Source organism: Fuscibacter oryzae (assembly GCF_016765795.1).
GTDB classification, from domain to species: domain Bacteria; phylum Pseudomonadota; class Alphaproteobacteria; order Rhodobacterales; family Rhodobacteraceae; genus Fuscibacter; species Fuscibacter oryzae.
In genome coordinates this window covers 548,034-560,623 of sequence record NZ_JAESVP010000001.1, presented here as the reverse complement: position 1 = coordinate 560,623, position 12,590 = coordinate 548,034, and the positions used below count along the sequence as shown (strand labels likewise).

The 12,590-nt window shown below is 63.3% G+C and carries 16 protein-coding genes; 3 read left to right on the top strand and 13 right to left on the bottom strand.

Annotated elements, in window-relative coordinates; all coding sequences use genetic code 11:
- Positions 1 to 29 precede the first annotated feature (29 nt).
- Positions 30 to 197, top strand: a complete 168-nt coding sequence (locus JI744_RS02745) for a YdcH family protein (protein WP_202658246.1) — start codon at positions 30 to 32, stop codon at positions 195 to 197.
- On the opposite strand, the gene yddG is transcribed toward JI744_RS02745, so the two are convergent.
- From yddG to JI744_RS02725, 4 genes are all read right to left on the bottom strand, one after another.
- Entirely contained in the window at positions 175 to 1,059 is an 885-nt protein-coding gene (gene yddG, locus JI744_RS02740; protein ID WP_202658080.1) for an aromatic amino acid exporter YddG, read from the bottom strand. The two genes, JI744_RS02745 and yddG, sit on opposite strands and share 23 nt — an antisense overlap.
- Positions 1,060 to 1,156: 97 nt before the next feature.
- On the bottom strand, positions 1,157 to 1,882 hold the full coding sequence (gene phbB / locus JI744_RS02735; protein ID WP_202658078.1) for an acetoacetyl-CoA reductase: 726 nt from the start codon (positions 1,880 to 1,882) through the stop codon (positions 1,157 to 1,159).
- Between the two features lie 103 nt (positions 1,883 to 1,985).
- On the bottom strand, positions 1,986 to 3,161 hold the full coding sequence (locus JI744_RS02730; protein WP_202658076.1) for an acetyl-CoA C-acetyltransferase: 1,176 nt from the start codon (positions 3,159 to 3,161) through the stop codon (positions 1,986 to 1,988).
- Between the two features lie 123 nt (positions 3,162 to 3,284).
- Positions 3,285 to 4,127 carry an EAL domain-containing protein gene (locus JI744_RS02725; RefSeq protein ID WP_202658074.1) on the bottom strand — a complete coding sequence of 281 codons (843 nt, stop codon included), beginning with the start codon at positions 4,125 to 4,127 and terminating at the stop codon, positions 3,285 to 3,287.
- A 94-nt stretch (positions 4,128 to 4,221) separates the two neighbouring features.
- Here JI744_RS02725 and JI744_RS02720 point away from each other — a divergent pair, with 94 nt between their 5' ends.
- Positions 4,222 to 4,779: a DNA-3-methyladenine glycosylase I gene (locus JI744_RS02720; RefSeq protein WP_202658072.1), complete on the top strand. Its 558-nt coding sequence runs from the start codon at positions 4,222 to 4,224 to the stop codon at positions 4,777 to 4,779.
- Between the two features lie 70 nt (positions 4,780 to 4,849).
- On the opposite strand, the gene rplT is transcribed toward JI744_RS02720, so the two are convergent.
- From rplT to pyk, 4 genes are all read right to left on the bottom strand, one after another.
- Positions 4,850 to 5,212, bottom strand: coding sequence for a 50S ribosomal protein L20 (rplT, locus tag JI744_RS02715; RefSeq protein ID WP_202658070.1), 363 nt, complete (start codon positions 5,210 to 5,212; stop codon positions 4,850 to 4,852).
- 12 nt (positions 5,213 to 5,224) lie between these two features.
- Complete coding sequence (gene rpmI, locus JI744_RS02710; protein WP_202658068.1) at positions 5,225 to 5,425, bottom strand: 50S ribosomal protein L35; 201 nt, start codon at positions 5,423 to 5,425, stop codon at positions 5,225 to 5,227.
- A gap of 108 nt (positions 5,426 to 5,533) precedes the next feature.
- Complete coding sequence (locus JI744_RS02705) at positions 5,534 to 5,758, bottom strand: hypothetical protein (protein WP_202658066.1); 225 nt, start codon at positions 5,756 to 5,758, stop codon at positions 5,534 to 5,536.
- A gap of 38 nt (positions 5,759 to 5,796) precedes the next feature.
- Positions 5,797 to 7,242, bottom strand: a complete 1,446-nt coding sequence (gene pyk / locus JI744_RS02700) for a pyruvate kinase (RefSeq protein WP_202658064.1) — start codon at positions 7,240 to 7,242, stop codon at positions 5,797 to 5,799.
- A gap of 166 nt (positions 7,243 to 7,408) precedes the next feature.
- On the opposite strand from pyk, the gene JI744_RS02695 reads away from it, so the two are divergent.
- A complete protein-coding gene (locus JI744_RS02695) occupies positions 7,409 to 8,155 on the top strand; it encodes an N-formylglutamate amidohydrolase (RefSeq protein WP_202658052.1) in 747 nt (248 codons plus the stop codon).
- Here the strand turns inward: JI744_RS02695 and JI744_RS02690 are convergent.
- The 5 genes from JI744_RS02690 to JI744_RS02670 form a co-directional block, all read right to left on the bottom strand.
- Complete coding sequence (locus JI744_RS02690) at positions 8,152 to 8,451, bottom strand: AzlD domain-containing protein (protein ID WP_202658043.1); 300 nt, start codon at positions 8,449 to 8,451, stop codon at positions 8,152 to 8,154. The two genes, JI744_RS02695 and JI744_RS02690, sit on opposite strands and share 4 nt — an antisense overlap.
- The gene (locus tag JI744_RS02685) at positions 8,441 to 9,154 is read right to left on the bottom strand and encodes an AzlC family ABC transporter permease (RefSeq protein WP_202658041.1); all 714 of its coding nucleotides are present in this window, start codon (positions 9,152 to 9,154) and stop codon (positions 8,441 to 8,443) included. The genes JI744_RS02690 and JI744_RS02685 overlap by 11 nt, the downstream gene beginning before the upstream one ends.
- A gap of 4 nt (positions 9,155 to 9,158) precedes the next feature.
- The gene (locus JI744_RS02680) at positions 9,159 to 10,019 is read right to left on the bottom strand and encodes a D-amino-acid transaminase (protein ID WP_202658039.1); all 861 of its coding nucleotides are present in this window, start codon (positions 10,017 to 10,019) and stop codon (positions 9,159 to 9,161) included.
- A gap of 75 nt (positions 10,020 to 10,094) precedes the next feature.
- Positions 10,095 to 11,069 (bottom strand): N-acetyl-D-Glu racemase DgcA, encoded by a 975-nt coding sequence (gene dgcA / locus JI744_RS02675; RefSeq protein ID WP_202658030.1) that lies wholly within the window; start codon positions 11,067 to 11,069, stop codon positions 10,095 to 10,097.
- 22 nt (positions 11,070 to 11,091) lie between these two features.
- Positions 11,092 to 12,522 (bottom strand): patatin-like phospholipase family protein, encoded by a 1,431-nt coding sequence (locus tag JI744_RS02670; RefSeq protein WP_202658028.1) that lies wholly within the window; start codon positions 12,520 to 12,522, stop codon positions 11,092 to 11,094.
- Positions 12,523 to 12,590: the final 68 nt, after the last annotated feature.

The following is a 12,590-nucleotide window of genomic DNA, read 5'->3' as shown; positions in this document are numbered from 1 at the left end:
CCTGTCGTAACCATCAGGAGGACTGATTGATGACTGTCGCTTCCCATATCTCCGAATTGAAGAAGAAGCACGATAACCTGTCCCATATGGTCGAAGCGGCGCAGCGCGCGCCGGCGTCGGACGATATTCAGATTGCCGAGTGGAAGAAGCAGAAACTGCGCATCAAGGAAGAGATCAGCCGTCTTCAGCAGGCCTGACAGGCCGCAGGCTGGCGCGGGCGGCCAGCGCCGCCCCGCCGGTAATCAGAGCTGCCGCCAGCAGCAAGATTGGGGTTGCCTGTGCCCGTCCACCGGCGACAAGAGCCAGTGTAGACAGCAACGGGGCTGCATAAGAGGCGACACCCAGCAACTGGATGTCGCCCTTTTTCATGCCGACATCCCAAGTGAAAAAGGCAGCACCCACCGGCCCCAGCCCCAGCGCAATCACCGACAGCCAGCCCCAGCGGGATGCGGGCCAGATCGTTTCCTCAAACGCAAGATGCACCAGCAGCGACAGGGCCGCCGTGGCAAGGCAATAGACAATCACGCTTTCGGTCGGCACCTGGCCCAGACGGCGCGACAGCACCGAATAGGCGGCCCAGGTGATGGCGCACAAAAATGCCAGCACCAACCCTGCCACCGGAACAGAAGCCCCCGTATCGCCGCGCCCCAGCAGGATCAGTGCAGCGCCGGCAAAGGCGATCAGCGCACCCAAAATATGCAGCGGACCCAGACGCTCACCCGGCAACAGGCCGGACAACAGCACGATGAACAGCGGCCACAGATAGGCGATCAGCCCGGTTTCGGCTGCGGGGGCAATGCGAAAGGCGGTAAAATACAGCGCGTGATAGCCGAACAAAGCAATCGATCCGAAGGCATAGACCTTCCAGGAAATGCCCCGCAGCACGTCAAAGCCCGGCCCCAACGCCAACCAGATCAGCCCCAGCCCGCCGCCGATGCCAAAGCACAGCGCGTTCAGCAGAAAGGGGGGCACCGGGGCGGAGCCGATTGTCAGCAGCGCCAGCAGCGCCCACATCAGGATGGCGGTGAAGCCGATGGTGGTCGCGCGTTGCCGTGTCATCCAATGTCCCACAAATTCTTACGACTGGATGTCTAGCGAAGGTCAGGAAAAAAGAAAGGCCCCCAGGTGGGGGCCTTTCGATACTCTGTCGGCCAGATCAGACGACGAACTGCCCGCCGTTGGCGCTGATCGTCGAGCCTGTGATGAAGCCCGCGTCATCCGAGGCCAGAAACACCACGCAGCGCGCAATCTCTTCCGGTTCGCCCAGGCGGCCCACCGGGATCAGCGGGATGATACGTTCGTTCAGCACCTTTTCATCAATCGCCTTGACCATTTCGGTGGCAATATAGCCGGGGCAGATCGCATTCACGGTAATGCCCGCGCGCGCGCCTTCTGCCGCCAGCGCCTTGGTAAAGCCCAGATCGCCCGATTTCGCGGCGGAATAGTTCGCTTGGCCCGCCTGCCCCTTTTGCCCGTTGATCGACGAGATCGAGATCACCCGGCCAAACTTGCGGTCACGCATCCCAGACCACAGCGGATGGGTCATGTTGAACAGGCCTGTCAGATTGGTGTCGATCACCTCTTTCCACTGCTGCGGCGTCATCTTGTGGAACATCGCGTCGCGGGTGATCCCGGCGTTGTTCACCAGCACATCTACGGGGCCAAGATCCGCCTCAACCTGCGCGATACCGGCCTTGCAGGCGTCATAATCGGCGACCGACCACTTGTAGGCCGGAATACCGGTTTCGGCAGTAAATGCTTTTGCCGCCTCATCATTCCCGGCATAGTTGGCGGCGACCTTATAGCCTGCCGCCTTCAGCGCCACGGAAATTGCCGCACCGATTCCGCGTGAACCGCCCGTTACCAAAGCCACCCGTGCCATGAGATCCTCCTCCAAGGGTTGTTGAAATACCGTTACCGAAACAAATAAGGGCGCGCAACTTTATTGCGCGCCCATTTCGCATTTGCAGCAGGAATTTTCCGGCTCAGGCGCGTTCGATACACATGGCAACACCCATGCCGCCGCCAATGCACAGCGTTGCCAGGCCCTTTTTCGCACCCCGGCGGTTTAGTTCGAACAACAGCGTGTTCAGGATGCGCGCGCCCGAGGCTCCGATCGGGTGGCCGATGGCAATGGCGCCGCCGTTGACGTTCACGATCGACGGATCCCAGCCCATGTCCTTGTTGACAGCACAGGCCTGCGCGGCAAAAGCCTCGTTCGCTTCGACCAGATCCAGATCGCCGACCTTCCAGCCCGCCTTGTCCAGCGCCTTGCGGCTGGCGAAAATCGGGCCAACGCCCATGATCGACGGATCAAGCCCGGCGGTAGCATAAGAGGCAATGCGTGCCAGCGGGGTCAGCCCGCGCTTGGCGGCCTCTGCCTCGCTCATCAGCAGCACCGCCGCCGCGCCATCGTTCAGGCCCGAGGCATTGGCCGCGGTGACCGAACCGTCCTTGACGAAGGCGGGCTTCAGCTTTTGCATTGCTTCGATGGTCGCGCCGTGGCGAATGTATTCGTCGGCATCCACCACGATGTCTCCCTTGCGGGTCTTGATGGTGAAGGGGATGACCTCATCCTTGAACTTGCCGGCCTTTTGCGCAGCCTCGGCCTTGTTCTGGCTGGCGACGGCGAATTCATCCTGCATGTCGCGGCTGATCTGCCACTGATTGGCGACATTCTCGGCGGTCTGGCCCATGTGATAGCCGTTGAAGGCATCCCACAGACCATCGCGGATCATCGAATCGATGAAGTTCATGTCGCCCATCTTCTGGCCCGCGCGCAGATGCGCGACATGGGGCGACAGCGACATGCTTTCCTGCCCCCCGGCAACGACGATATCGGCATCGCCCAGTTGCACATGCTGGGCCCCCAGCGCCACGGCCCGCAGGCCCGAGCCGCAGACCTGGTTCAGCGACCAGGCGCTGGCCTCTTTCGCCAGACCGGCACGGATCGCGGCCTGCCGGGCGGGGTTCTGGCCCTGACCGGCCGTCAGCACCTGACCCAGAATCGTCTCGGACACGAGGCCTTTTTCAATTCCGGCCCGTGCGACCACGGCCTCGATCACTGCAGCACCCAGCTCATGCGCCGGTGTGGCTGCGAAAGAGCCATTGAAACTTCCCACGGCGGTCCGTGCCGCCGAAACGATTACAACATTGGTCATGTGGCGCCCTCTCCCGAAACTCCCCGACGGCGTTCCTGCCGCCTTGCAGCATGGCTAGGCGCTGCACCCGCGAAAAGCAAGCGCGCGGGCCACAGCCAATTGCCGCAGGGGCAGCAAAGCGTCTTAGCCAGCCTTGCGCAAGGGGGCTTGGGTGGCAAAATCCGGTTTCAGCGACGGCGCACCGAACAGATAGCCCTGCAGGCATTCCACCCCCATGGCTTGCAGCACTTTCGCCTCTGCCGCAGTTTCAACCGCCTCGGCGACGGTGAACATATGGAAGTGGCGGCCAATCGACATCAACGCGCCCACAAGGGCGGCATTGTCGGGATCGGCATGAATGTTGCGGATGAACTGGCCATCGATTTTCAGGATGTCAAAGCAGAAGTCCTTGAAGAACCGGATTGCGGTATAGCCGGAGCCAAAGTCATCCATCGCAAAGGCGATGCCTTCGCGCTGCAACTCTTCCATGAAGCTGATCACCAGTTCGGGCACCAGCATGGCGGAACTTTCGGTAATTTCCAGAATCAACCGCTCGCCAATCGTCGGGCTGGCGGCAAGACCGCGTTTCAGCACCCGCATCCAGCGTGGATACCCGATGGAGCGGGCCGACATATTGATGGAAATCCGCAGGCCGGGGTGGCGGGCGAGTGTGTTGAGCCCAATCTCCAGCGCCAGGCAATCGATCTGGCGGCCCGTCTCATGTGCTTCGACCGCATCGATGAAGTCGCGGGCGGGGATGACACGATTCTGATGGTCAAGAATGCGGATCAGACCTTCGTGAAACGCCACCCGCGTCGGATCGCGCGCCAGAACCACCGGCTGCCATGCCAGACGGGCGCGTTTGGTGACTATGGCCTCGCGCACCATGTCCATAGTCACCTGATCCTGCGCCGAGATGGCAACGCCCAGCGGGCTTTGCGGGCCGGCAATCGACTCTACCCTGGTTTTTTTCGGACCATTCGCCATGGCAACCCCCGATCCAATCTTCTGTGCCAGATTGTAGCCATGAATGTAAATTTGGGGTAAACAGTGAACATTTGAATGAAATAGGAAGTTGTCGATGTCTGAAATCTTGCGTTGCCCGTGGTGTGGCACAGAACCGCTTTATGTCGCCTATCATGATGAGGAGTGGGGCAAGCCAGAGCGGGACGGCCGCGCGCTGTGGGAAAACCTGATTCTGGAAGGCTTTCAGGCCGGGCTGAGCTGGATCACCATTCTGCGGCGGCGCGAGACATTTCGCGCGGCTTTTCAAGGCTTTGATCCCGCCATCATCGCCACCTGGGGCGAGGCAGAGGTGCAGTGCCTGCTGGCCGATCCGGGCATCATCCGCCACCGCGGCAAGATCGAAGGAACGATTCTGGGCGCACAGGCCTTTCTGCGGATCGAGGCGCGCGAGGGATTTTCAACCTTTATCTGGCGGCACGTCGGGGGCAGCCCGCTGATCAACCGGCCACGCAGCCTGTCGGATGTCGCCGCCCAGACGCCGGAATCGCAAATTCTTGCCAAGGCGCTGAAGGCCGAGGGGTTCAAGTTGTGCGGTCCCACCATCACCTATGCCTTCATGCAGGCTTGCGGGTTGGTGAATGACCATCTGGAAAGCTGTGCCTTCCGGGACTGATACGGGAAAAGCCCCGCAATGAAAAAGCCCCGCACGGGGGCGGGGCTTTTCAAACAGCGCTGACCGAAGATCAGGCCAGAGCGGCCTTGGCTTGGGCAGCGATGGCGTTGAATGCCTCGGGCTCATGCACAGCCAGATCGGCCAGAACCTTGCGGTCCACCTCGATGCCGGCCTTGTTCAGACCGTCGATCAGGCGCGAATAGGTCATTTCCAGATCGAACAGGCGGACGGCAGCGTTGATACGCTGAATCCACAGGGCGCGGAACTGGCGCTTGCGGACCTTGCGGTCGCGCGTGGCGTATTGCTGGGCCTTGTCAACAGCCTGGGTCGCGGTGCGGAAGTTGCGCGAGCGAGCCGAGTAGTAGCCGGAAGCGGCCTTGATCACCTTGCGGTGGCGGGCGTGGGTAACGACGCCGGATTTGACGCGGGACATCTCTGGCTCTCCTTAGCGGTTATACGGCATGTATTTCTTGACGATCTTCTCGTCGCTGTCGCACAGGATCATCGTCCCGGATGCGTCGCGGATGAATTTCGTCGAGCGTTTGATCATGCCGTGGCGCTTGCCGGCCACGCCAGCCTTCACATGGCCATTGGCCGTGAAGGAGAACCGCTTTTTCGCAGCGGATTTGGTCTTCATCTTGGGCATTTCACTCTCCAGTGTTCGCGCGCGACTCGGCATGCCACATTCGCCGGCCTCGCGGGGTAGTCGAAGTGGCCCCTATAGGGGGGCAGCGGGCAAAGGGCAAGGGCCGAGTTAACCCAGAACGCGCCGGAACACCCGAACGAACACATCGGGGATTTCGCCAAAGCTGTAGCCTGTGGGCTTTTGCGTCAGGGCGTAGACGATCAGCACGCCCCCGACCAGCAGAATGACCGAAGCCGCCCTTGGGGGGCGGCTTTCGGAAAAGGCGGCAAGCAGGGCAGGGAAGGTCAGCGCAGAGACAACAATGCCAACCACAAGGATAAGATCGGTATCCATACACAGGCCCTGCCCGCAAATATGTTCACCCTGTCAGGTTACTCTGGGTCGACGCGCGAAATCAACCGTTCGTCGCAGGGGGCGACGCGCAGGATGTTCGTCGTGCCCTTGACGTTGAAAGGCACGCCCGCGGTCAGCACGATCATGTCTTCCTCACCGGCAAAGCCATGGTCGCGCGCGGCCTTGACCGCCGCCAGAACCGCACCCTTGAAGCGGTCTTGCGGTTCGGTGATCACGCAATGCGCACCCCAGATCAGCGCCGAGCGCCGAGCGGTGGACATCAGCGGCGTCAGCGCGATGATCGGAACCTTGGGCCGTTCGCGCGACACCAGGTTGACCGTGCTGCCCGACTGGCTGAAGCAGACGATGGCCTTGATGTTGGTCGCCTCGGCGATCTCGCGCGCGGCGGAAACGATGCCGTCGGCGATGGTTTCGCGGCGCACGACGCGGCTGGCGTCGATGATCTGGCGATAGGTCGGGTCTTTTTCCACCGACATGGCGACGTTGTTCATCGTCGTCACCGCCTCGATCGGATATTTCCCGGCGGCGGATTCGGCCGACAGCATCACCGCATCGGCGCCTTCGTAGATCGCGGTCGCCACGTCGGACACTTCGGCGCGGGTCGGCACCGGCGATTCGATCATCGATTCGAGCATCTGGGTCGCCACGATCACCGGCTTGGCCGCCGCACGCGCGCCGCGCACCAGACGTTTCTGGATCGGCGGAACCGAGGTGACCGGCAGTTCAACGCCCAGATCGCCGCGTGCCACCATGATCCCGTCCGACACTTGCAGGATGGCGTCATAGGCCTTTACGGCGGCGGGTTTTTCGATCTTGGACAGAATGGCGGCGCGCCCCTTGGCAAGGCCTCGCGCCTCGATCACATCCTCGGGGCGCTGCACGAACGACAGTGCCAGCCAGTCCACGCCCAGCTCGCAGGCAAATTCCAGATCGCCCCTGTCCTTTTCCGACAGCGCCGCCAGCGGCAGCACCACGTCGGGCACGTTCACGCCCTTGCGGTTGGAAATCGTGCCGCCCACGGTCACGGTGCAATTGGCGTAATCCTTGCCGCAATCCACCACTTCCAGCCGGATCTTGCCGTCGTTCACCAGCAGGCTGGCGCCGGGTTCCAGCGCTGCGAAAATCTCGGGGTGGGGCAGTTGCACGCGGTTCACATCGCCGGGGGCGGCAGACAGGTCCATGCGGAACTTGGCACCCTCGATCAGCTCTTCCGAGCCGTTGGCAAAGGTGCCGACGCGCAGTTTTGGCCCCTGAAGGTCGGCCAGAATACCGATCGGGCGATCCAGATCGGCCTCGACCTTGCGGATGATGGCATGACGGGCGGCGATGTCGGCATGGGTGCCGTGGCTCATGTTCAGGCGGAACACATCGGCCCCGGCCTCAAACAGGGCGCGGATCATCGCATAATCGTTGGAGGCAGGCCCCAGCGTTGCGACGATTTTCACGTTGCGCAGGCGTCTCATGGCAGTTTCCTTTTTCATCTGTCGCAGGCCGCGCGTTTTATCGCGCAAAAGCGACAAGGCGGCAACGGTTGTGGCGCGTTAGCGCTAACTTTTCTGCGCAAGCGTAACACAATCTCTTTTCATCCGCAAAATCCCGCGCCATGCAGCGGAAAAGAGGGAGTGAAGGATGGATGAGGCCTATCAGATCGAGGGAGAGGTACGGCCCGGCCGCTGGCTGATCACCTGTGATCATGCCTCGAATGCGGTGCCGGGCTGGATTTCGGGCGGCACCTTGGGAATCGGCCCCGAGGACATGGCCCGCCACATCGCGTGGGATGTGGGGGCCTGGGGGGTGGCACGGGCGCTGGGGCAGTTACTGGACAGCCCAGTGATCGGCTCGGCCTTTTCGCGGCTGGTGATTGATCCGAACCGGGGAGAGGATGACCCTACGCTGGTGATGAAGCTGTATGACGGCACCATCATTCCAGCCAACCGCCATGCCGGTGCGGCGGATACCGAGCAGCGTCTGAACCGGCTTTACCGCCCCTATCACGCGGCGCTGGCCAGTCTGGCGGCCCGGCAGGCCGATACGGTGATTGTTGCGGTGCATTCCTTCACCCCTTGCCTGAAAGGGCGTCCGCCCCGACCCTGGCAGGCTGGTATCCTGTATAGCCACCTGGACGACCGGCTCTCGGCCCCGCTGATCGCAGGGCTGGCCGTGCAGAGCGATCTTTGCGTCGGAGACAATGAACCCTATTCCGGCCATCTGCCCGGCGATGCGATTGACCGGCACGCCCTGCAAACGGGCCGCTTGAACACGCTGATCGAGGTGCGGAACGATCTGATCGCCACTTCCGAGGGGCAGGCGCATTGGGCCGCGCGGCTGGCTCCGGTTCTGACGGAAGCTTTGACGGCGGCGGTTGCGGCTGGCTAAAGGCCAAAGGCGCGCAGCACAGCCCCAAACGCGACCCCCGCCACCGCCGCCCCCACATCGTTGCGCGTGACAAGGGCGACCACACCGGCCAGAGTCAGGGCCAATGCCTCGGTCATCCCGCCTACGGCCAGCGCCATTGCGGTGATGCCCGCCATCACCGCCAGCGGGGTGGCGCGCAAGGCGGCGTCCAGCCGGTGCGACGGGGGCAGCCAGCGCATCGCCACATATCCAGCAAACCGGCAGGCCACGGCAGCGGCGGCGGCAACCAGCAGAAAGGCGGGCAGGTCAGGCAGCATTGGCGTGCCCTTTGGGGCGGGCGGTCAGGGCGGCAAACCCGGCCCCGGCCAGCCCCGCGGCAACAATGCCCCAGCCCGGCCCAGCCAGATGCCCGACGCCCAAAGCCGACACCGCGCCCACCGCGACGGGGACAAGTGAGGCGGGCCCCCGCACCATCACCGCCATCATTGCGGCAGCAAAAGCGGGCAGCATCAGATCAGCCCCCAGCGCCTTGGGATCGGGCAGGATGCTGCCAAACATCGCGCCAACCACCGTTCCACCCAGCCAGACCACCAGCGGTGGAATGCCGGTTCCGGCCAGAAAGGCGCGGTCCTTTTCGCCCGCGTCAATCGCGCGCATCGTGATGATCCAGTTGGCATCGCCCAACAACAGCAGGCTGGGCAGGGCGCGGGCCGGTCCGGCCTGTGATAGCCAAGGCTGCAAAGTCGCGCCGAACAACAGGTAGCGCGCGTTCATCACCAGAACCGTCGCAGCAACGGCGGTCAGGGTGGCATGACCGGTTTGCAGAACGCTGATCGTGGCCAGTTGGGCCGAACCGGAAAAGATCGCCGTGCTGAACCCGGTGGCCCAGCCCCAGCCCATCCCCGCCTGCGCTGCAACCAGCCCGAATGCCAGCCCGTAAAGCCCGATGGGCAGGGCAAGCGCCAGCCCAAAGCGGACCCCGCGCCCGAACCCCGCCAGCGTAAAGGGCGCGCGGATCATGTCGTCAAATTGCGGCCTTGCGCATTTCTTCCAGATAAATCTCGCGCAGGCGCGGAACCAGCTTGCCCGGCTTGCCGGTACCGATCTGCGCGCCGTCAAGTTCCACCACCGGCATCACAAAAGCCGAGGCGGAAGAGATGAAGGCCTCATCCGCCTGCTTGGCCTCTTCCACGGTGAACAGACGCTCTTCCACCACCATCTGCGCTTCGGCGGCAAAGCGCAGCACGGCGGCGCGGGTGATGCCATGCAGGATATCGCTGGACAGCGGGCGCGTGATGATGCGGTTGCCCTTGACGATATAGGCGTTGTTCGAGGTGCCTTCGGTCACATGGCCCTCTTCGACGAACCAGGCGTCATCGACACCCGCCTTTTTCGCCATCATCTTGCCCATCGACGGATAGAGCAGCTGCACCGTCTTGATGTCGCGTCGCCCCCAGCGAATGTCTGGGATCGAGATCACGCGGATGCCAATGGCGGCTTGCGGGTTTTCGGCCAGACCGGGCTTCGCTTGGGTAAAGGCCACCACGGTCGGTGTCACATCGGGGCCGGGAAAGGCAAAGTCACGGTCGCCGGGGTTGCCGCGCGTGACCTGCAAATAGATCATCCCGTCCTGAATACCGTTTTGCGCCACCAGTTCGCGGTGCATTGCCAGCCATTCGGCGTCGGTCATCGGGTTGGTCATGTCCAGTTCCGACAGGCTGCGCGCAAGGCGGACGCAATGGCCCTGAAAGTCGATCAGCTTGCCGCCCAGAACCGAGGTCACCTCATAAACGCCATCGGCCATCAGAAAGCCACGGTCGAACACGGAAACCTTGGCTTCGGTTTCGGGCAAGTAGTCGCCATTGACGTAAACGGTGCGGGTCATCGGGGGAAACCTTTCGCAACTGGGGTTGGCCGCGTCTTGGGCCTGCGGGCGCATGGGGTCAAGAGGGTTTTGGCCCTAACCCCACAACGCGGCGTCTGGCGGCAGCAGGGTGGAGCCCTGATAGGTCAGTGGATGGGGGCGGTCTTGGGCCAGCAGCAGCGGGCCATCCAGATCGCAGAACGCCGCCCCCTGTGCCAGCAGCGCGGCGGGGGCCATGGCCAGCGACGATCCCACCATGCAGCCCACCATCACGCCAAGGCCCAGCCTGCGGGCTTCGTCCCGCGCCAGCAGCGCCTCGGTCAGACCGCCGGTCTTGTCCAGCTTCAGGTTCACGAGGTCATATTTACCGACCAACCCGGCCAGCCCATCGGTCGCATGGGCGCTTTCATCGGCGCAGACCGGCAGGGGGCGGGCAATCTCGGCCAGCATGTCATCGGCACCCGCAGGCAGCGGCTGTTCGACCAGCGCCACGCCAAGGCGGATCAGATGGGGGGCAAGGTCGGTATAAACCTCGGGTGTCCAGCCTTCGTTGGCATCGACGATCAGGGTGGAATGGGGCGCCCCCTGCCGAACCGCTTCCAGCCGGGGCATGTCATCAGGGGTGCCCAGCTTGATCTTCAGCAGCGGTCGTGCCGCATTCCGCGCCGCCGCCGCGCGCATGTTTTCGGGGCTGTCCAGCGACAGGGTAAAAGCGGTCACCACCGGCCCGGGGGCGGGCAGGCCCGCCACATCCCACACCCGGCGACCGGCTTTCTTCGCCGCCCAGTCCCACAAAGCGCAATCCACCGCGTTGCGCGCGGCCCCCGGCGGGCGGAACCGCTGCAATCCTTCGCGCGTGATACTGGCGGGCAGGCTGATGATCTGGGCTGTCACGCTGTCCAGCGTTTCGCCATACCGGGCATAGGGCACGCATTCGCCCCAGCCACTCACGCCGTCGCGGGTGATGCACACGGTCAGCACCTGCGCCTCGGTTTTTGACCCGCGCGAGATGGTGAAGGTTTCGGCAAGGCGAAAGCGGTCGGCGGTGACGGTCAGGGTAGGGCCAGTCATTGTCGGGCCTGTCATGGTGTTCCTAGTTGATCGGCGTGATGCGCCGCCCACCGGCAGCGATGCCCTTTTGAATGCGGCTGTCCACGTCATTGCCCTCCAGTGCCGCCAGAAAGCCGTTGAATTCGGGCGTGGCGCGCGTGGCAAGGCGGCCTGCCCTTATCGCCAGATCCACCTGATCTGGCGGAAGGCGCAGGCGGGTGGGCACCTTGTTCATTTCCTTTTGCAACGGGGCGGGCAGATTTTCCACCCCGGCTTGGCCGACAAACACCTTGACGTCGCGGCAATCCCAGCCGTCCAGCGACCCACGCAACTGGCGTACCTCGGAAGGCCCCAGTGAACAGCGCCATTCGACCAGATCGCCCTCCCATCGCCGCAACTCGCCCCGCATCGCATCATAGCCCGACCGCGTGGCCGCATACATCGAGGCGGTGGCGATTGACATGCCAAGGCCCATGCCCCCCGGCCCCGGCACCTTTTGCGTCCAGCCATATTCGCTTTCCACCCCGGCATTGGCGACCAGAAACAGCATCCGCTTTATCCGCACCGCTTCTTGGGCCGTCATCGGCGCATAGGGCTGCTGCGCGCGCGCCCATTCCAACGCAAGGCCAGTGGTGCCGAAATTGTCGGTGATGCCGCCATCCAGCAGCTTGACGTATTTCACGTCGCCACCCACGGCATAGCTTTCCAACGTCTGGCCATAGGCGCGCATCGTGGCGGTGGCTTCGGGGTTGAACCGCGCGGCGGTCAGCCAGTCCGGCTCTTTATAGCGGCAGGTGCCTGGCCGGGTTTCCAGCACCACAGGCGTGAAGGCAATGGGGAAGGCGGCAGATGCCGCAACCGCCTCTGACACCGGCAGCTTTGACAGGTCGGAACACAGGGCGTCAAAGGTTTCGGGCGAAAACAGGAAGGGTGTGTTGTTGGCAATATCGGTGGCGTTGATCCAGGTTTTCACATGGCTGCGCTGGCGCAGGTCGGCAAAGGTTGCGCCGTGAAACAGCGTCTCGTCCAGATAGCGGCCGAAGGTGGCACGCCCGTTCGCGCCCCCTGCGATGCCCTTGGCGATGGTCAGCGGGTTAAAGGCGGTGGTGGCCATGTACTTTTCGGCATTGGTGAGCAGATACCGCTCTCGGTAATCCGTCAGGCCACCGGGGCCGTAAAGGCCGAACTGCGCTGCCGTCACCGATCCGCCCGACACGCCAGAGACAAGGCGCACCGAATTCAGCAAACCATCGGGCGTGCCGGTCGTCTGCGCCTGTAATTCCTGCAACATGCCATAGGCAAAGGCCGAGGCGCGCATGCCCCCGCCCGAAAAGGCCAGCCCCACCCAGGTTTCTCCCACGCCCGCGCCATCCTCGACCAAGGGGGCATTGGCGCCGTGCAGGGGCTGGTTGATCGGCTGGTTCCAGGGCGCGCAGGCCGCCAGCAAGGCTAGGCACAGGAAAAGTCGTCTCATACCGGAATCGCCTGCTGCCCCTGTTCCGGGGGGCAGCTTAGGCCAGCCGATCCGCAGTGCGAAACCCT